Source organism: Streptomyces sp. NPDC003032, from assembly GCF_053591415.1.
In genome coordinates this window covers 1-19,372 of the sequence record NZ_JBSFTT010000035.1, presented here as the reverse complement: position 1 = coordinate 19,372, position 19,372 = coordinate 1, and the positions used below count along the sequence as shown (strand labels likewise).

Sequence of the window (19,372 nt, the reverse complement as noted above, 5' to 3'; positions counted from 1 at the left end):
GGCGCTACTCCACCCGCTCGGTCTGCGGCTCCCGTTCCAGCAGCGCCACCGGTGACTCTGCGAACAGCTCCTCCACGCGCGCGTGCCCCTCGAACTCGCGCCCGGGAGCGAGCAGATCCACCCACCGCCCCGCCGGGAGCGGCAGCTCCGTCCCCCGCCAGCCGCCCTCCTCCGCCAGGCGCAGGGACAACCGCGTCGCCGCCACCACGACCTGCCCCGAACGCGCGTACGCCACACAGTGCGCGGCGCCCGGCCCTTCGGCCACCAACGGCTCGTACGTCGCCGCGTCCCCGAACAGCTCCGGACGCCGCGCCCGCAGCCGCAGCGCCACCGCCGTCAGCGCCAGCTTCTCCTCCGAGAGGCCCCAGGGCTCCCGCCGGGCGTCCAGCCGCTCCAGGACATGCGGCTGGAAACGCGCGGGCCGCCGATTGTCCGGATCGACCAGCGCCCGGTACTCGCCCTCCGTCCCCTGATACAGATCCGGCACCCCGGGCATCGTCAGATGCAGCAGCGCCGCCCCCAGGACGTTCGCCCGCACATGCGGAGCCACCTCCCGCGCGAACGCCGCGACCGCGTACAGCGGCGGCCCGCACGGCCCCGCCTCCACGAAGGCGCCCACCGCCTTCTCGTACGCCTCGTCGGGCTCCGTCCAGCTGGTGTGCAGACCCGCCTCGCGCACATGCTTCACCAGCGCGTTCCGCAACCGCCCGTCATAGGGGAAGCCGAACCCGACCGCCGTCTGCCAGGCCGCCCACGCCACCTGAGGATCAGGCGCACGGACACCACCCTCGCGCGCGGTCTGCTCGGTCAACTCGGCGAGCAGGTCCGCCCAGCGCCCCGGACACTGCGTCAGGACCGAGATGCCCGCTCGCACGTCCGCGCTGCGTTTTGTGTCATGCGTCGTGAGGACCGTGCCGGTGCAAGGCCAATCGCGCTGCACGCGCGTGCAGTACGCGTGGAACTCCTCCACCGGGACCGCGGGGCGCTCCGGCGCGCCCCCCACCTCCGTGGCCGACAACAGCGGCGCATGCCGGTAGAAGGCCGTGTCCTCGACCGCCTTCGCACGCAGCGCGGACGCGGTCTGCGCGAACCGCGCGCGGAACGCCGCCACAGCGTCTCCCGAGCCCCCGTCCGCCGCCCTCACCCGGCCCAGCGCCATATCCCGTACGACATCGACCGTCGCGGCCTCCTCCGGCACCGTGAACGCCGCCCTGGCCTCCTCGGCCGCCCGCTCCGTCAGCACCGTCTCAGGCGCCGCGCCCCCGGAGACGTACGGCCGGTAGACCTGAAGCCGCACCAGCAGCTCCCGCAGCGCCGTCCGCAGCGCCCACGGCGCGTGGTCCCGCAGCGCCGGCTCGGCCGCGCAGATCGCCGCCGCCGTACGCGTGAGGCGGTCGACCTCCGCGGCCAGCCCGTGCGTGACGACCTTGTAAGCGGCGCGGCGCACCGTCGCGCCCCACTCGCCACCCCGGTCGGCGGGCGGCGCGGCGAAGCGGCGGTACTGGCCGAGGAGTTCCCCCGCGCCCGCCGGATCGGTGAAGACGCCGTCGAGGTGGCGCAGCGCGTCGTAGCCCGTGGTGCCCGCCACCGGCCAGGCGGCCGGCAGCCGCTCGCCGTCGGCGAGGATCTTCTCGACGACCGTCCAGCGCCCGTCCGTCGCCTCGTGCAGCTTCTGGAGGTACGCGCCCGGATCCGCAAGGCCGTCCGGGTGATCGATCCGCAGCCCGTCGAATACGCCCTCACGGAGCAGCCGCAGAATCGTCCCGTGCGTCGCCTCGAAGACCTCCGGGTCCTCGACCCGCACTCCGATGAGGTCCGAGATCGTGAAGAACCGCCGGTAGTTGAGCTCCGTACGGGCAAGCCTCCACCACGACAGGCGGTACCACTGCGCGTCCAGGAGCTCGGGCAGAGGCAGTTCCCCGGTGCCCTCGCGGATCGGGAACGCGTGCTCGTGGTAGCGCAGTACGTCACCGTCGACCCGCAGCGCCGTCAGCTCGTCCCCGAGCCTGCCCCCGAGGAAGGGCAGCAGGACGCGCCCGCCGCCAGCGTCCCAGTCGATGTCGAACCAGCGCGCGTACGGCGAACCGGGGCCCTCCCGCAGTACCTCCCAGAGCGCGTGGTTGTGCCTCGGCACCGCGGCCATGTGGTTCGGCACGATGTCCACGACCAGGCCGAGCCCGGCCTCGCGGGCGGTGCGCGCCAGCGACCGCAGCCCTTCCTCACCACCCAATTCGTCCCGCACGCGCGCGTGGTCCACCACGTCGTAGCCGTGCGTCGACCCCGGGACCGCCTCAAGGACCGGCGACAGATGCAGATGCGAGACACCCAGCGAGGAGAGGTACGGAACAGCCGCCTCGGCGGCGGCGAAAGGGAACCCCGGCTGCAGTTGCAGCCGGTACGTGGCGGTCGGCGAAGGAGGCACCGCGGGCCTGGAGCGCTCTGACGTCATGCGAAGGTACGTACCCGCCCCGACGGCTTTCGTGTCATCCGCTCATGCGTGTGCGCGCCACGGCGTCGTTAGCGTCGGACGATGGCTCAGAGCACGCGCAACGCGTATCGCACAGTGATCGGGATGACCGGGCCGCTGCTGCCCGTCGTCTCGTTCTTCGGCAGGCTCCCCGTGGCCATGATCCAGTTCGGCAGCGTGCTCCTGGTGACGGAGACCAGCGGATCGCTGGCCACCGGCGGCATCGTCGCCTGCGCGCTCGCGCTCGGCCAGGTCGCCCTCGGACCGTACGTCGGGCGCCTCGCGGACCGGCACGGACAGCGCACCGTCGTCCTCGCCTTCTCGCTCGTCAACGCCGTGGCGATCGCCGCGTACACCGCGGGCGCCGTCGCGGACCTGCCCACGCCGGCCCTCGTCGCCCTCGGCGTCCTCGCGGGCGCGACCATCCCCGGCATCGGCCCGCTGGCCCGCGCCCGCGTCGTCCCACTGGTCCGGCAGAGGGGCGGCGACAACCGGCTCGCCGGCACGGTGCTGTCCCTGGAGAGCACCATGGACGAGCTGTCCTTCGTCCTCGGCCCCGCGCTCGTGGGCCTCGCGTCCGTGGCGGGCCACCCGGCGTACGCGTTCGGGGCGGCGGCGCTGCTGGTCGCCGTCTGCGGCACGGGCTTCGCGCTGCATCCCACGGGACGTACCCCCAAGGCGGACACCGCCGGGCCGTCACGCGCGCGTGGGGTGCGTCCGCGGCTGCCGCGCTCCGTGTACGTGGTGCGGGTCGGGCTCGTCTTCCTGGGGGTGCTGCTCGGGGCCTGCGGGGCGGGCATCACCGCGCTGACCGAGGAGCTGGGGCAGCCGGGACAGGCAGGGCTCGTCTATGCGGCGATGGGCGTCATGAGCGCCGTGGTGGGGCTCTCCATGGCCGCGCTGCCGGAGCGCTTCGGGCTGCTCGCACGCTGGCGCGTGGCGACGGCGGCCGCGGCGCTCCTGTCGCTGCCCCTGGTGTGGACGGACACCCTGGCGGGCCTCTACGTAGTGGTCACCTTCTTCGGCGCGATCTACGCACCGAACCTCATCACGGGCTTCGCGCTGACGGAACGCGCTGTGCCGCCGCAGCGGCTCGCGGAGGGCATGACGTTCGCGGCGAGCGCGTTCATCGGCGGCCAGGCGGTGACGCTGGCGGTGGCCGGGCGCCTCGCGGAGGCGTACGGGGCGGGAGCCGCCTTCGGGCTGGGGAGCGCGGCCGCGGCGGTCGCGTTCGTCATCGCGCTGATCGCCCGCCACGAGCCGCCCCGCGCCGCGACCCCCGCTCAGCCGCCCCGCGCCTCCGTCACGCCGGACGTTGCAGCACCGTGAGGCTCCGGTCGGCCAGCCTCACCCGGTCTCCCGCCCGCACCTTCGGCCCCGCCTCCGACGGCACCCCGTCCGCACACGCCGTGTCGACGACGACCTGCCACTGCCGGCCGTGGTTGACCGGCACCACGAACTCCAGCGGCTTCGGCGACGCGTTGAACATCAGCAGGAACGAGTCGTCGGAGATCCGCTCGCCGCGCGGCCCCGGCTCCGAGATCGCGTTGCCGTTCAGGAACACGCTCAGCGCCCGCGCCTGCGAGGCGCCCCAGTCGCGCTGCTCCATCTCCTCGCCCTCCGGCGTGAACCACGCGATGTCGGACAGCTCGTCGTGCGTGCCCTGCACCGGGCGGCCGTGGAAGAACCGGCGCCTGCGGAACACCGGATGGTCCCGCCGCAGCATCGCCATCGCGCGCGTGAACGCCAGTATCGGACTCTCGCCGTCCGGCCAGTGCACCCACGCCACCTCGTTGTCCTGGCAGTACGCGTTGTTGTTGCCGCCCTGCGTGCGCGCGAACTCGTCACCATGGCTGAGCATCGGCACACCCTGCGAGAGCATCAGCGTCGCGATGAAGTTCCGCATCTGCCGCTCCCGCAGCGCGAGCACGTCCGGATCGTCCGTGGCGCCCTCGGCGCCGCAGTTCCAGGAGCGGTTGTGGCTCTCGCCGTCCTGGTTGTTCTCGCCGTTCGCGTCGTTGTGCTTCTCGTTGTACGAGACGAGGTCGTGCAGGGTGAAACCGTCGTGGCAGGTGGTGAAGTTGATCGACGCCAGCGGGCGGCGCCCGTCGTCCTGGTAGAGGTCGGACGAACCGGTCAGCCGGGACGCGAACTCCGCGAGGGTGCGCTGCTCGCCCCGCCACAGATCGCGCACGGTGTCGCGGTACATGCCGTTCCACTCGGTCCACAGCGGCGGGAAGTTGCCCACCTGGTAGCCGCCCTCGCCGACGTCCCAGGGCTCGGCGATCAGCTTCACCTGGCTGACCACCGGGTCCTGCTGTACGAGGTCGAAGAACGACGACAGGCGGTCCACCTCGTGGAACTGCCGCGCGAGCGTCGCCGCGAGATCGAAGCGGAAGCCGTCCACCCGCATCTCCGTGACCCAGTACCGCAGCGAGTCCATGATCATCTGGAGGACGTGCGGGGACCGCATCAGGAGCGAGTTGCCCGTCCCCGTGGTGTCCATGTAGTAGCGGGGATCGTCCATGAGGCGGTAGTACGAGGCGTTGTCCAGGCCCTTGTAGGACAGGGTGGGGCCCAGGTGGTTGCCCTCGGCGGTGTGGTTGTAGACGACGTCGAGGATTACCTCGATATTCGCCTCGTGCAGCGCCTTCACGGCCTGCTTGAACTCCAGGACCTGCTCGCCCCGGTCGCCCCAGGAGGCGTACGCGTTGTGCGGGGCGAAGAATCCGATGGTGTTGTAGCCCCAGTAGTTGTTGAGGCCGATGTCCACCAGACGGTGGTCGTTCACGAACTGGTGGACCGGCATCAGCTCCAGCGCGGTCACGCCCAGCTCCGTGAGGTGCTCGATGATCGCCGGGTGGCCGAGCGCCGCGTACGACCCGCGCAGCTCGTCCGGGAGGTCCGGGTGCAGCATCGTCAGGCCCTTCACATGGGCCTCGTAGAGCACGGTCTCGTGGTACGGGGTGCGCGGCGGCCGGTCGTCGCCCCAGTCGAAGTACGGGTTGACGACCACCGACGTCATCATGTGCGGCGCCGAGTCGAGGTCGTTGCGCTTGCCGGGGTCCTCGAAGTGGTAGCCGTACACCTCCTCGCCCCACGCGATGCGCCCGCTCACCGCGCGCGCGTACGGATCGAGCAGCAGCTTCGCGGAGTTGCAGCGGTGCCCCCGCTCGGGTGCGTAGGGGCCGTGCACGCGCAGGCCGTACCGCTGTCCCGGCATGATGCCGGGGACGTAGGCATGCCGTACGAACGCGTCGGACTCGCGCAGCTCGACGGCCGTCTCCGAGCCGTCGTCGTGCAAGAGGCACAGCTCCATGCGCTCTGCGGCCTCGGAGAAGACCGCGAAGTTCGTGCCGGCTCCGTCGTACGTGGCACCTAAGGGATACGCCTGCCCAGGCCAGACCTGCATGAATAAGACTCTTTCACTAACGCCCCCTCGGGTCGGGGCCACTTTGGCCAGAGTCTGCCCAAAAGTGGGGCAACCACCTGGGAGTTGAACCCGTCTATCCGTCTGACCACATACTCGGCATGCCCATGAACAGGGCGCCAGGGGAGTAGGGGGAGTAAGTGCGAGAGATAGTCAGACGCCACCTGGGGAAGGTGGTGGCGGGCGCGGCGGTCGCGACAGCCGCCACCGCCGTACTGGTGGGCGTCAATCTGCCCGGGTCGCAGGCGGACGCGTCGGGGGACCGTCCGGCCAACGCGGCAGCGGCGAAGCAGGACGCCATCGCGAAGGACGGTGTCATCGAGGCCGCGCCCGAGGAGGGCGCGAAGGGCATCGGCAGCGATCCGCTGACCGACGAGGAGATCGAGCGGGCCGAGAAGGTTTCGGTCAGCGGCCAGATGCGCTCCAGCGCCCGGGACGTGGAGGGGGACCGCGGCCCGCAGCTGCTGTCCACGAACCTCAGCGAGCCGGACCCGACCGACGTCGGTGCCGCGGCCCCGCGCAAGGCGGAAGTCGTCTACTACGACTACAAGAAGGACGCCGTCATCACCAAGACGGTCAACCTGGAGACCGGCAAGGTCGACGACTCGACCACCGCGCAGAACGTCCAGCCGCCACCCAGCCAGGAAGAGCTGACCGAGGGCGCCAAGCTGCTGATCGGCGATCCGCTCGGCAAGGGCCTGAAGAAGGACTTCAAGCACGCCACCGGCAAGGCGCTGGCCGGCCCCGACCAGCTGCAGCTGAGCGGCATGGTCTTCCGCAAGGAGACCGTGAAGAACGTGCCGTCCGGCCTGACCGAATGCGGCAAGCACCGGTGCCTCCAGGTCGTCACGAAGGTCAAGAGCGGCCCGTGGATCGACACCAGGTCGCTCGTCGTCGACCTGAGCACCCGCACCGTCGGCCGCCTCGGCTGATTCCGGCCATCCGCGCAGGACACCACAGACCAACTTCTCCTCGTACGAGGGAGTCCACTCCACCATGCACGTCAAAAGACTTTCGCGCGCCCGCGACCGGGCCACCATGGCCGTAGCGGTCTCCGCGCTCCTCGGCGGCGCCCTGAGCGTCGCCGCCCCCGCCTCCGCCGCCCCGCAGGCACCGAGCGCGCCCACCGCGGCGGCCGACTGCAGTGACGCCTACAAGATCGAGCAGACCGTCGACGGCGGCACGACCTGGCGCATGTGCTGGCACTACAACTCGCTCTCCGGGCTGATCCTCGACAAGATCAGTTACCAGCCGAAGGGCGAGGCGAAGCCGATACCCGTCCTCACCAGCGCCCGGCTCGCCCAGGTGCACGTCCCCTACGACGACGGTCAGGCCGAGTACGACGACATCACCGGCACCGACTTCGGCCAGGCGCTGCAGAACCTCCAGCCCGGCGAGTGCCCCGGCGGCACCATCAAGACCGTCAAGGTCCCGAACCGGGGCGACGTGAAGGGCCTGTGCACCACCACGCGCGCGCGTGGGCACGCGTACCGCCTCAACGACGACCAGAGCACGGGCGGCACCGGCAAGGTCTACACGGGGCAGGGCAAGGACCTGCTGGTGTACACGGTGAACAAGGCGTCCTGGTACGAGTACATCACCGAGTGGCGCTTCTCCTCGGACGGCACCATCACCTCCAACGTGGGCGCGACCGGCAGCCTCTCGCCGTACGACTACGACGGTGGCGACAGCCGCGGCTGGCCCATCGGCAAGGGTGACCAGGCCAAGGCCGAGAGCCACGCCCACAACGTCTTCTGGCGGCTCAACTTCGGCCTGGACGGTTCGCCGAAGGCCAAGGTCGAGCAGTACGACTCGAAGGTCACCCCGCCCGCCGGCCAGGGCAGCCCCACCACGAAGACGACCCGTACGAAGGTCACCAAGGAACTCGCCGGCGACCGCAAGGACATGCGCTGGTGGCGCGTGGTCAGCGGGGCCGGCAAGAACACGGACGGCCACCCCAGGTCGTACGAGTTCGTGCCCGGGGCCAGCAACAAGCACGCGGGACGGCCGTTCACCAAGCACGACGTGTACTTCACCCAGTACAAGAAGTGCGAGCAGTACGCGAGCAACAACATCGGCTGCCCGGCGGGCTCGCCGACGAGTGTCGACAAGTGGGCCGACGGAGAGAACCTCACGCACCCCATCAGCTGGGTGCACATCGGTTTCCACCACATCGCCCGTGACGAGGACCAGCAGCCGATGCCGGTGCACTGGCAGGGCTTCTCGCTGGCCGCGCGCGATGTCACGGCTATGAGCCCGCTCACTCCGCAGGACCTGGCGAACCAGAACGGCCAGCCGCCGGTGGGCCGTTGAGAAAACACCCTGTGCATCCGGCTGCACCGCCCGCCGCTCCCGGAGTACCCTTCCTTGATCGTTGACCGGGGGAGTGGTTCGGGGGAGCGGAAGGCGGTGCGCGGGTGAGCTCGGGTGGGCGGGAGCTGCCCCCTGGTGACAAGGGTCACGAGGGGGGCTCCGCGGACGTACCCGCCGGAGCGGTGTCCTTGGCGCGGCCGATGGAGATGGGATCTCAGATCGGACCGGAACTGGACTGGGACGCCGACGCCTGGCGCGAGGTCCGTACGCGTGCCCAGCGTGCGGGGCGGGCCTACATCTGGCTGAATCTGGTCGAGCAGCGGCTGCGCGCGGTCGTGGCCGCTGTTCTGCGCCCCATCTACGAACCCGTCCACACCGACGACTGGGTGGTCGCCGCGGCCGGTCCCGCCGGGCAGGAGTGGGTGCAGCGGGCCGTCGCCGTACGCGAAGTGAGCCGCCGCAAGGGTTACTTGCTGGACCCGGCCGACGACAACGTCCTCAGCTTCCTCACGCTGCCGCAGCTGCGCGAGCTGATGGTGCAGCACTGGCCGTGTTTCGAGCCGTACCTCGACGACCGGCGCGACGTCGAGCTGGCCCTGGACGAGCTGGAGGTCACCCGGAACGTCGTCTCGCGCAACCGCGCCCTGTCGGAGGCGGTCCTCGCCCAGGCCGAGCGCGCGTCGGCCAAGCTCTTGGACATACTCGGCGCGGGCACCGACACGCCGTCCGCGCGGCGGCTTCCCGTGGACGCGGTCGAGGATCTGGTCGGCGACCGTTACGCGGATGTGGTGGCCGTGCACCCGGACCGGGTGCGCCTCCTGCGCCAGTTCCCCGCCGAGGACATCTTCGGCGGCGCCCGCCGCCTCGACGCGATCGGTATCGGCCTCAACCTGCTGGTGCAGAACTTCTCCGGACGGCGTCTGGTCCGGCTGGCCGAGTCGGGGTGCCGGGCGCGGCTGCTCTTCCTCAACCCGGCGAGCAGCGCGGTCAAGCGCCGGGAGCGGGAGCTGGGCATCAAGAAGGGCGAGTTGAGCCGCTCCGTCGAGATGAACATCCTGCACATGCGCCGGGTGCGGGCGCGCCTGCGTGATCCGGGGGCCTTCGAGATCCAGGTCTTCGACGAGACGCCGCGCTTCACCGCGTATCTGGTCGACGGGGACGGGGCGGACGGAATAGCTGTCGTCCAGTCCTATCTGCGCAGGACGCGCGGGATGGAGGCGCCGGTGCTCGTGCTGCGCGGCGGCGGCCGCGTGGTGAAATCGGGCGATCCGGGTGATGGTGGCCTTTTCGCCACATACCGCGAGGAGTTCGAGGTGGCGTGGGCGGACTCGCGGCCGGTGTCCTGACCCGCCCCATGACCTGCCCCGGTCCGGGAAAGCGGAACGCGGCCCTCGGATTGTCAGTGGCGCATGGGATCGTGGTGGTCACTGGGGGAAAGCACCACGAGGAAGGGGGCGGCCATGGGCTGGCACCAGGAGCTGCTGATCGGTTTCGACCTGGAGACGACCGGGACGGATCCGGGCGAAGCGCGCATCGTCACGGGGGCCGTGATCGAGGTCAAGGCCGGTGAGACGCTGGGGTGCCGCACCTGGCTGGCGGATCCGGGAGTTCCGATTCCGGACGAGGCGGTGGCCGTGCACGGCGTCACGAACGAGCGGGCGGCGGCCGAGGGCAGGCCCGCCGCCGAGGTGGCCGACGCGCTCGCCGACGTCCTCGTCTCGTACTGGCAGTCGGGCGTCCCGGTCGTCGCGTACAACGCGGTCTTCGACCTGAGCCTGCTCGCCGCGGAGCTGCGGCGGCACGGCCTGCCGTCCTTGCGCGAGAGGCTCGGCGGCGCCGAGCCCGGCCCGGTCGTCGATCCGTACACGATCGACCGCTCCGTGGACCGCTATCGCAGGGGCAAGCGGAATCTGGAGGCGGTCTGCACGGAGTACGGCGTGGTCCTGGAGTCCGCCCACGACGCCGCGGCCGATGCCCAGGCGGCCGCCCGCCTGGCCTGCGCGATAGCCGACCGCCACCCCAAGGTCGCCACCCTCGGCCCCGCGGAGCTGCACCGCCGCCAGACCGAGTGGTATGCGGAGTGGGCGGTGGACTTCCAGGACTTCCTCAGGAAGAAGGGCAAGCCGGACGCGGTCGTGGACGGCGTATGGCCCCTCAAGGAGCCCATACCGTCGGCAGGCTGAGTCGGCAGGCTGAGTCGGCGGCCGTCGGCGGGCTGAGTCAGAAGGGGTACCAGCGCACCTCGGCGTCACCGTCCCGCAGGGACGCCACCCGCCGCCGGAACTCGGCGAGCGCCTTCGGGTTGGAGGGCGCGTGCTGCGCGACCCACGCGCAGCTGGCCGTCTCCCGGGCGCCGCGCAGCACCGCGCACCCCTCCCACTCCCGCACGTCCCACCCGTAGACCGACACGAATCCGTCGTACGCCTCCGGGGGGAGTCCGTACCGGTCGCGGGAGAGCGCCATGACGACCAGATCGTGCTCCCGCAGGTCGGTGGAGAAGGTCTCCAGGTCCACGAGCACCGGCCCGTCCGGACCGATCAGGACATTGCGGGGCAGCGCGTCCCCATGGATCGGTCCCGGCGCGAGGTGCGGGGTCAGCGTGGCCGCGGCCGCGGCGAACCCGTCCCTGCGCTCGCGCAGATAGTCCGCGTCCGCCGGATCGATGGCGTCGCCCGCGAGCCGCAGCCAGCGCTCCACACCGCCGAGCAGTTCGCGCCGAGGGAGTTCGAAGGAGGGGGAGTCCACTGCGTGCACCAGACGCAGCAGCACGGCGAGGTCACGCGGCTCGGCGGGGCGCACGGCGTCCGGGAGCCGGTGCCAGAGCGTCACCGGGTGGCCCTCCACCACCCGGGGCTCGGCCTCGGCGGCCCGCACGGCGGGGACGCCCGCCTTCTCCAGCCACCCGGCGACGGCCAGTTCGCGCCGCGCCCGGTCGAGGAGTTCGGGGGCGTCGCGGCCGACCTTGACGACCAGGCCGCCGACGCCGAACACCGCGTTCTCGCCGAGGGCGAGCAACTCGGCCCCGCTCACCGGAACCGCCGGCTCCGCCGCGTCCAGTACGCGCCGCGCCCGTGCCTCGTCCATGCCGTGCCTCCCGCACCCGTTGCCCCGTTTCGCCGACAGTCTCGCATTCGCACAGGCCAACAGGCGTGCGAGGTGGCTGCGCAGCTGCTTGACGTATCAAGATCACATCAGCACGATGACGGGGGCCGCCAGGGCGGCCAGACCCGTATGAGCCGCCCGAAGGAGCCGATTCCGTGACATTGGCGACCGCGACGAAGCGGTCAGCGAGAGGCGCGCCGGACCGCGGGGTCGCGGACCACGGCGCGTGGTTCCTCGTGCTGCCCGCGCTGATCCCGATCCTCGTCCTCAGCGTCGGCCCCCTCCTCTACGGCATCGCGCTGGCGTTCACCGACTCCCAGGCGGGCCGTACGGAACCGACCCAGTGGATCGGCGCCCTCAACTTCCAGGACCTGCTGCACGACACCTTGTTCTGGGACTCGTTCCGCATCGGGCTTCTGTGGGCGTTCGGCGTGACCGTGCCGCAGTTCTTCCTCGCGCTGGGTCTGGCCCTCCTGCTGAACCAGCCGCTGCGGATGCGCTGGCTGGCGCGGGCGCTCGCGATCATCCCCTGGGCGATGCCCGAGGTGGTCGTCGGCATCATGTGGCGGCTCGTCTACCACCCGGACGCGGGCGTGCTCAACGAGACGCTCTCCGACCTCGGCCTCGGGGCCGGCAAGGACTGGCTGACCGGCACGGCCACCGCGCTCCTCGCCGTGATCGTCGTCGGCGTCTGGGCGGGCATGCCGCAGACCACCGTGGCCCTGCTCGCCGGGCTGCAGAACACGCCGCGCGAGCTGCACGAGGCCGCCGCGATGGACGGCGCGGGCGCCTGGCGGCGCTTCCGGACCGTGACCTGGCCCGCCATCAGACCGGTCGCCCTGGCCATCACGGCGCTCAACTTCATCTGGAACTTCAACTCCTTCGCCCTGGTCTACGTCCTCACCCAGGGCGGCCCCGGCGGCCGCACCCGCCTGCCCATGCTCTTCGCCTACGAAGAGGCCTTCCGCTACGGCCAGTTCGGCTACGCCGCGGCCATGGGCTGCGTGATGGTCGCCGTGATCTCCGTCCTCCTCGCCTTGTACCTCGTGGGCCGCCTGAAGGGAGGCGACGAGGCATGACGCGTACGAAGAAGTCGACCCGCGCCGCGCAGTACGCGGCGCTCGCCGCCTACCTCGTCTTCCTCGCCTTCCCGTTCCTCTGGCTGATCTCCACGGCCTTCAAGCCCGCACGGGAACTGGGCAGCCTGCACCCCACCTGGATCCCCAAGGACCCGACCCTGGAGAACTTCCGGCAGGCCTTCGACGAGCAGCCGCTCCTCCAGGCCGCCGGCAACTCCCTGGTCGCGGCGGTCGGCGCGGCCCTGATCTCGGTCGTCATCGCGACACCGATGGCGTACGTCATGGCCAGGCACCGCACCCGCCTCGCGCGGGCGGCCACCGGCTGGGTGGTGGTCAGCCAGGCCTTCCCGTTCGTCCTGATCATCATCCCGCTCTTCCTGATCCTGAAGAACCTCCACCTGATCAACTCGCTGCTCGGACTGATCATGGTGTACGTGGTGTGGTCGCTGCCCTTCGCGCTGTGGATGCTCGTCGGGTACGTCCGCGCGGTGCCCGCCGAGCTGGAGGAGGCGGCGGCGGTGGACGGAGCGAGCAAGGCGCGTACGTTCGTGTCGGTCGTCGCGCCGCTGCTCGCGCCCGGCGTCGTGGCCACCGCGATGTTCGCCTTCATCACCGCATGGAACGAGTTCTTCTTCGCGCTCGTCCTGCTCAAGACCCCGGAGAAGCAGACATTGCCGGTCATCCTCAACCGCTTCATCGGCGCGGAGGGCGTCGCGGACCTCGGACCGCTCGCCGCCGCGGCGTTCCTCGCGACGATCCCCTCGCTGGTCATCTTCGCGATCATCCAGAAGCGGATCACGGGCGGCATGCTGGCGGGGGCGGTGAAGGCCTGATGCGTGCCGTAGCGCGCCCGATCGCCGCCGCCGCGACGGCTCTCGCCCTGCTGCTCACCGGCTGCGGCGGCGACTCCGGCGACGGAGACGGGAAGATCACCCTTCAGTTCCAGTCGCTCGCCTGGCAGAAGGAGTCCGTCGACGCCAACAAGGCGCTGGTCAAGGAGTGGAACGCCACCCACCCCGACGTCAAGGTCGAGTATGTCCAGGGCAGTTGGGACAGCGTCCACGATCAGCTGCTCACCTCCTTCGAGGGCGGTGAGGCGCCGGACATCATCCATGACGCCTCGGACGACCTCGCCGACTTCGCGTACGGCGGCTACCTCGCGGATCTCGGCGACCTGCTCCCCGAACGCCTCACGTCCGACATCCCGAAGCGCAGCTGGGAGACGACGACGTTCGGCGGCAAGGTCTACGGCGTGCCGTTCCTCCAGGAGCCGCGCGTCCTGGTCGCCAACGCGAAATGGCTGAGGGAGTCGGGCGTACGGATTCCCACGCCCGAGAAGCCCTGGAGCTGGGCCGAGTTCCGGGACGTCACCAAGGAGCTGGGCGACGGCGAGGACGGGAAGTACGGCGTCGCCTGGCCGCTGAAGGAACCGGTCTCCGCGACGCTCAACCTCTCCCTGTCGGCCGGCGGCCGGATGTTCCACCGCGGCGCGGACGGCAGGGTCGACGTCCGCTTCGGCGAGGGCGACGAGATCATGCCCCGCACGGTCCACGACCAGGTCAACAACGACAAGAGCGCCTCCGGGACGACCCTCGGCATGGGCGGTTCCGACACCCTGCCCGGCTTCTTCGGCGGGAAGTACGCGATGGTCCCGCTCGGCTTCTCCTACCGCCAGCAGATCGCCCAGCAGGCCCCCGAGGGCTTCGACTGGCAGGTGCTTCCCGCGCCCGCCGGGTCCCAGGGGCTCGCGCAGGGCGTCAGCCCGCAGACCCTGTCCGTCTCCGAGGACAGCCCGCACAAGAAGGAGGCGGCCGAGTTCATCGACTTCTTCCTCCAACCGGGGAACATGGTGAAGCTGGCGCGCGGCGACTGGATGCTGCCGACCGGCAAGGAGGCGCTGAAGGACCCCGCGCTGCACACGGAGAAGAACGACTGGGCGACGGGCACCGCCCTCGCCGAGCATCTGCGCTCGGCACCCGCCCAGTCGGTGCGGGGCTACCCCGAGTGGAAGGACAAGGTCGCCACCCCGGCGTTCCAGGAGTACTACAGCGGGGCGATCGGCCTCGCGGAGCTGCGGAAGCGGCTGGTCAAGGACGGCAACCTGGTCCTTGCCCGGTATCAGCGCTAGGGCTGAGGGTCCTGCTCGCGGGTGCGGACGAAGATGTCCTGGTCTCCGTTGGTGTCGCCCGGCACCAGCTTGTCCGAGCCGGAGTTGAAGCCGACGTGACGGCCGTCCGGGGTGATCGCCGGGTTGAAGGCCGATTCCCTGTTCGCGGCGACCGGGTCACTCATCACGCTGGTCGTACGGGTCTGGCGGTCGTGCAGGTAGATCGGGTTCTGGTAGTCGTCGAACCCCGGGACCAGCCCGTTCTGATCGCAGGAGAAGAAGACGTACCGGCCGTCCGCGGTGATCTCGGCGTCTGCGGCTCCCATGTCGAAGATCCAGTTCCGCTCGCCCTCGGTGCCGTCACTGGCCACGCTCACCCGTTCGGTGGTCTTCGCCTGGAGATCACGCACGAAGATGTCCGCGGTGGTGTTCGTGTCCTTCGGCACCATGTTGTGCGCGTCGGACTCGAAGGCGACGTGGCGGCCGTCCGCGCTGATGGAGGGCTCGAAGGAACCGCAGCACTCCTGGGTGACGGCCTGCCCCCCGGTGCTCGTCAGATTGGCGCGAGTGATGGTCCCGGTCTGCCGTTCGTATACGAAGACGTCCGTATCGCCGTTGGTGTCGCCGGGAACCAGGTCGGTGTCGTCGGAGGTGAAGGCGATCCGGCGTGCGTCGGTGCTCAGCGACGGGGAATCGCCGTGGAACGTGCCGAGCCTGCGGCCGGTGCGGGTCTCCATGTCGTACAGGACCAGACCGGGTTTCGCATGGACGGTGTGGGACAGGTAGCGGCCGTCGGGGCTGAATGCCGCGTCCGGGTACTGGTCGGTCGTGCCCGTGCCGATGCGGACGGTGGTGCGCGTCTGCCGGTCGTGCAGGAAGAGGTCGGGCCCCTTGGTCCAGGTGTCGCCCGCGACCAGGTTGTCCGCGTTCGAAGCGAACACGACGTATCGGCCGTCCGGGCTGATGGCAAGGCCATCACCCTTGGTCTCACCGGACGCCTGGGCACCTGAGCTGGACACGTTCACCCGCTCGGTCGTCTTCGACTGCCGGTCCCGTACGAACACGTCGAGGGCGCCGTTGGTGTCCCCCGGAGCCAGGTTGTCCGATGTCGAGGTGAACGCGACGTATCTGCCGTCGGAGCTGATCGCGGGGCCGTCCGAGCGCCACTTGGGCTCCTCCGCCTGCGTCCCGTCGCTGGAGACGCTCACCCGCTCGATGCCGGGGGTGTCGGCGGCCGACGCCGGATCGTGTCCGGCGAATGCCAGGGCCACTGCCAGGGCGGCGGCCCCCACGCTCAGGGTTGTCGCTCTCGGGCGTCCTCGACGTACACGTAAGGGTCGTGTGAACACGGCTTCTCCCCGGGTCTGTCGGGCACGCGCTGCCGTGCCCGACGCGGCTGTCGGACAGCGGCACAGCCTGGCGCACGCGCCTGACGGACACCTGACGTCGCCGGTGGGGAGGGGGCGGGAGGGGTGGTCGGGAAGGGCTGTCGGGAAGGGCGGTTGTCACACCGCGACCGACTCCTCCATCTCCTCTTCCCTCTCCTCCTCCTGTGCCGCCTCACGGGAGGCGACGGCGGAGGCCACCGCCGTGCGCCGGCGCCGCTCCCACAGCCCCGCGACGGCGACCATCAGCAGGCCGAGCGCCAGCCACGCGGTCAGCGTCAGGACGTGCCGGCCGAGGTCGTGGCCGCCGAAGTAGAGGTGGCTGCGAATGCCCTCGACGAAGCCCGCGCCGTTCCAGAACGCGTGCAGCGAGCCGAAGAAGCCGTTCTGCAGCTCGGGCCGGAAGAGACCGCCGGACGTCGTGAAGTTCAGCATCACGAAGAGCACCATCATCGTCAGCGTCGTCCAGCGCTTGAGGAACGTATGCAGTCCTACGCCGATGAAGAGGACCCCGGCCGAGTAGAGCCAGGACATCGCCCAGACGCCCCAGAGGCCCTGGTGCGCCAGGTGGAAGATCGGCCCCGCGAGCGCCGCACCGATCAGACTGACCGCGAGGGAGACCCCCACGACGAGACCCGCGCGCGCCCGCATCCGCAGCCCCGCGCCCGCCGCGCCGAGCACGGCCACCGAGGCGTAGGAGCCGATGCTGACGGCGACGAGCAGGAAGAACAGGCCCTGGCCCGTGGGGTCGTCGGCCACCGGCGCCGCCACATCGGTGACCTTCAACGGAACGCCCTGCTCCGCCGCGAACGGCGTGAAGATCTTCTGCACCGCCATCGCGCTCATGTCGGACCCCGCGGAGGCGACGATCAGCTCGGGCGACTCGGCGTCGGGGACATAGGCCCCGGCTATGTCCAGGGACTTGAGCGCGTCGACGGCCTGCTCGCGGTCGGCGAGGGTACGTACGTCGAGCGCGTCGCCCGCCTTGTCCTTGACGGTCTGCGCGAGGACCTGGGTCTGCGGGCCCGTTCCGACGACGGCGATCGGCAGGTCGTTCGGCTCGGGCGTGACGAACGCGCCCATGTAGGCGAGGCCCATGCCGAGGCACATCAGCAGGGGTGTCACCAGATGGAGGAGGACATGGCGCAGGGTGTCGCGCAGTCCGGGGGCGGGTGCCGCGGTGGCGGACATGGGGGCTCCAGGTAGTCGGTCGGTATGGAAGACCCGACAGATAGTTGGTAAATACAACTCTTTCTTGATGTTGTACTCTACAACCATTCGGGAAGAGGGAGAAATCGTGACCGAACGAGACGGTGTCCGCAGTGGCCCCACCCCGGGTCCCAGGGGTGAATCCATCGAGATCATCCAGCGGGAGATGACGGCGTTCGCCCGGCGGGCGCGCGCCACCGCCGCGAGGATGCACCCCGAGCTCTCGCTCGTGTCCTTCACACTGCTCAGCCACCTCGAAGATCAGGGAGGCTGCCGGGCCACGGACCTGGCCGCGCACTACACCCTCGACAAGTCGACGATCAGCAGGCAGGTGGGGGCCCTGGAGAAGGCCGGGCTCGTCGAGCGGCGGCTCGATCCGACGGATCACCGGGTCCATGTGCTGCACCTCACCGACCGCGGCAACGACGTGCTGGCGCAGGTCGGCAATGCCCGCCGGGTCGCTTTCCAGGAACGGCTGGGGGAGTGGAGTGGGCCGGATCTGTCGCGGTTCGCCGAGTATCTGCTGCGCTACAACGAGTCGGCGGAGCGTGAGCCGGGCGCCGAATGAGGCGGTGAGGCAGGGAGCGGGGCGCCGTATGCCAAATATATTGCACGAGACGTATCGTCTCGCTTAGGGTCCGGGTATGACCACACCCCGGCCCGACAGGCCCGCCCACATCGCCATGTTCTCGATCGCCGCCCACGGCCACGTGAACCCGAGCCTCGAAGTCATCCGGGAACTCGTCGCCCGCGGCCACCGCGTCACGTACGCCATCCCGCACGCCTTCGAGGCCAAGGTCGCCGAGACCGGCGCCGAACCCCGGCTCTACGACACCACGCTCCCGTCGCCGGACGACGACCCGGACGCCTGGGGCACCGAGCTGATCGACAACATCGAGCCGTTCCTCGCCGACGCGATCGAGGTCCTGCCGCAGCTCGCCCGCGCCTACGAGGGCGATGAGCCCGACCTCGTCCTGTACGACATCACCTCGTACCCGGCGCGGGTCCTCGCCCGCCGCTGGGGCGTCCCCGAGATCTCGCTCTCGCCGAACCTCGTCGCCTGGGACGGTTACGAGGAGGAGGTCGCCGAGCCGATGTACGCGGAGCTGAAGGAGTCCGAGCGCGGCCGGGCGTACTACGACCGCTTCATCGGCTGGCTCGCCGAGAACGGCGTCACCCAGCACCCGGACCCCTTCGTCGGCAGGCCGCCGCGCTCGCTCGTGCTGATCCCGAAGGCGCTGCAGCCGAACGCCGACCGGGTCGACGAGAACGTGCACACGTTCGTCGGCGCCTGCCAAGGTGACCGGGTGGCGCAGGGCGACTGGGAACGGCCCGCCGGCGCGGAGAAGGTGCTTCTCGTCTCGCTCGGCTCGGCCTTCACCAAGCAGCCCGGTTTCTACCGCGAGTGCGTCAAGGCCTTCGGGGACCTGCCGGGCTGGCACATGGTGCTCCAGGTCGGCAAGCATGTCGACGCGGGCCAGCTCGGCGAGGTGCCGGGGAACGTGGAGGTGCACCACTGGGTGCCGCAGTTGGCGATCCTCCGGCAGGCGGACGCGTTCATCACGCACGCGGGCGCGGGCGGCAGTCAGGAGGGGCTGGCCACCGCGACGCCGATGGTGGCCGTGCCGCTGGCCACCGACCAGTTCGGCAACGCCGACATGCTGCAGGGGCTCGGTGTGGCCCGGCATCTGCCGATGGCGGAGGCGACCGCCGACGCGCTGCGCGAGGCGGTCCTCGCGCTGGTCGAGGACCCCGAGGTCGCCCGCGGACTGGCCGCGGCCCAGGCTGCGATGGCGGCGGAGGGCGGTACGCGGCAGGCGGCCGATCTCATCGAGGAGGAGCTGGCGAAGGCACGGGCCGCCCGACCCTCGGCGTAACGCTCTGTGACGCCATTCAGTAAAAGCCGGGACATTTGGTAACGCTCAGGTAACGCGGCACTGTCCTGGAGGGGCCATTGACTCGTCCTGAAAGGTTGACTGTTACCCCCGGTGAAAGGTTGCACGCCGGGAATCTTGTGACTTGCACGAACCCCTCCCTAGCGTGAGATGAACTTTCGTCGAACGCCAGGAAGTTGACCCCACATGCGTCGAGACATACCGCCCCTCGCCGAGGTGCGTCGCATCACTCAGAAGAAGCGCGACGCGTGGTGGACCGTGTTGCTTGTCGACCCGGTCGCCACGCCGCTCGTGCGGTTCACCGCGATGCGCACGAGAATCACGCCCAACCAGATCACGTGGGGCGCGTTCCTTCTCGGTCTCGGCTCCGCCGCGTGTTTCGCGC

The 19,372-nt window shown here is 70.5% G+C and carries 15 protein-coding genes and 1 pseudogene; 11 read left to right on the top strand and 5 right to left on the bottom strand.

Going from position 1 to position 19,372, the window contains the following annotated elements:
• Positions 1 to 4: 4 nt before the first annotated feature.
• Positions 5 to 2,449, bottom strand: a complete 2,445-nt coding sequence (gene treY / locus ACWDZ7_RS34570) for a malto-oligosyltrehalose synthase (protein ID WP_451802537.1) — start codon at positions 2,447 to 2,449, stop codon at positions 5 to 7.
• An 81-nt stretch (positions 2,450 to 2,530) separates the two neighbouring features.
• Between treY and ACWDZ7_RS34565 the strand changes: the two genes are divergently transcribed.
• Complete coding sequence (locus ACWDZ7_RS34565) at positions 2,531 to 3,796, top strand: MFS transporter (protein ID WP_451802535.1); 1,266 nt, start codon at positions 2,531 to 2,533, stop codon at positions 3,794 to 3,796.
• Here ACWDZ7_RS34565 and glgX read toward each other — a convergent pair.
• Entirely contained in the window at positions 3,771 to 5,879 is a 2,109-nt protein-coding gene (gene glgX / locus ACWDZ7_RS34560) for a glycogen debranching protein GlgX (protein ID WP_451802533.1), read from the bottom strand. The genes ACWDZ7_RS34565 and glgX overlap by 26 nt on opposite strands.
• Before the next feature lie 158 nt (positions 5,880 to 6,037).
• Between glgX and ACWDZ7_RS34555 the strand changes: the two genes are divergently transcribed.
• The 4 genes from ACWDZ7_RS34555 (at position 6,038) to ACWDZ7_RS34540 (ending at position 10,393) form a co-directional block, all read left to right on the top strand.
• Positions 6,038 to 6,829 (top strand): Tat pathway signal sequence domain protein, encoded by a 792-nt coding sequence (locus ACWDZ7_RS34555; protein ID WP_451802532.1) that lies wholly within the window; start codon positions 6,038 to 6,040, stop codon positions 6,827 to 6,829.
• Positions 6,830 to 6,893: 64 nt separating this feature from the next.
• Positions 6,894 to 8,210: a copper amine oxidase gene (locus tag ACWDZ7_RS34550; protein ID WP_451802531.1), complete on the top strand. Its 1,317-nt coding sequence runs from the start codon at positions 6,894 to 6,896 to the stop codon at positions 8,208 to 8,210.
• Positions 8,211 to 8,314: 104 nt separating this feature from the next.
• Positions 8,315 to 9,556 (top strand): SAV2148 family HEPN domain-containing protein, encoded by a 1,242-nt coding sequence (locus ACWDZ7_RS34545; protein WP_451802530.1) that lies wholly within the window; start codon positions 8,315 to 8,317, stop codon positions 9,554 to 9,556.
• Between the two features lie 114 nt (positions 9,557 to 9,670).
• Complete coding sequence (locus ACWDZ7_RS34540) at positions 9,671 to 10,393, top strand: exonuclease domain-containing protein (RefSeq protein WP_451802528.1); 723 nt, start codon at positions 9,671 to 9,673, stop codon at positions 10,391 to 10,393.
• A 37-nt stretch (positions 10,394 to 10,430) separates the two neighbouring features.
• Here the strand turns inward: ACWDZ7_RS34540 and ACWDZ7_RS34535 are convergent, their stop codons facing one another.
• A complete protein-coding gene (locus ACWDZ7_RS34535; RefSeq protein ID WP_451802527.1) occupies positions 10,431 to 11,294 on the bottom strand; it encodes a phosphotransferase in 864 nt (287 codons plus the stop codon).
• A gap of 173 nt (positions 11,295 to 11,467) precedes the next feature.
• On the opposite strand from ACWDZ7_RS34535, the gene ACWDZ7_RS34530 reads away from it, so the two are divergent.
• Genes ACWDZ7_RS34530 through ACWDZ7_RS34520 form a run of 3 tightly spaced genes read left to right on the top strand, consistent with a single transcriptional unit; the run spans position 11,468 to position 14,519 of the window.
• Positions 11,468 to 12,391, top strand: coding sequence for a carbohydrate ABC transporter permease (locus ACWDZ7_RS34530; RefSeq protein ID WP_451802525.1), 924 nt, complete (start codon positions 11,468 to 11,470; stop codon positions 12,389 to 12,391).
• Entirely contained in the window at positions 12,388 to 13,224 is an 837-nt protein-coding gene (locus tag ACWDZ7_RS34525) for a carbohydrate ABC transporter permease (RefSeq protein ID WP_451802523.1), read from the top strand. The genes ACWDZ7_RS34530 and ACWDZ7_RS34525 overlap by 4 nt, the downstream gene beginning before the upstream one ends.
• Entirely contained in the window at positions 13,224 to 14,519 is a 1,296-nt protein-coding gene (locus ACWDZ7_RS34520; RefSeq protein WP_451802522.1) for an ABC transporter substrate-binding protein, read from the top strand. Before ACWDZ7_RS34525 ends, ACWDZ7_RS34520 begins: the two co-directional genes overlap by 1 nt.
• Here the strand turns inward: ACWDZ7_RS34520 and ACWDZ7_RS34515 are convergent.
• Entirely contained in the window at positions 14,516 to 15,790 is a 1,275-nt protein-coding gene (locus ACWDZ7_RS34515; RefSeq protein ID WP_451802520.1) for a TolB family protein, read from the bottom strand. The genes ACWDZ7_RS34520 and ACWDZ7_RS34515 overlap by 4 nt on opposite strands.
• A 213-nt stretch (positions 15,791 to 16,003) precedes the next feature.
• On the bottom strand, positions 16,004 to 17,074 hold the full coding sequence (locus tag ACWDZ7_RS34510; protein WP_451802519.1) for a hypothetical protein: 1,071 nt from the start codon (positions 17,072 to 17,074) through the stop codon (positions 16,004 to 16,006).
• Between the two features lie 184 nt (positions 17,075 to 17,258).
• Between ACWDZ7_RS34510 and ACWDZ7_RS34505 the strand changes: the two genes are divergently transcribed.
• From ACWDZ7_RS34505 to ACWDZ7_RS34495, 3 genes and pseudogenes are all read left to right on the top strand, one after another.
• On the top strand, positions 17,259 to 17,660 hold the full coding sequence (locus ACWDZ7_RS34505) for a MarR family winged helix-turn-helix transcriptional regulator (RefSeq protein ID WP_451802584.1): 402 nt from the start codon (positions 17,259 to 17,261) through the stop codon (positions 17,658 to 17,660).
• Positions 17,661 to 17,736: 76 nt separating this feature from the next.
• Positions 17,737 to 18,969, top strand: coding sequence for a macrolide-inactivating glycosyltransferase (gene mgt, locus ACWDZ7_RS34500; RefSeq protein ID WP_451802518.1), 1,233 nt, complete (start codon positions 17,737 to 17,739; stop codon positions 18,967 to 18,969).
• Between the two features lie 204 nt (positions 18,970 to 19,173).
• A pseudogene (locus tag ACWDZ7_RS34495) lies at positions 19,174 to 19,372 on the top strand (CDP-alcohol phosphatidyltransferase family protein); the annotation flags it as partial.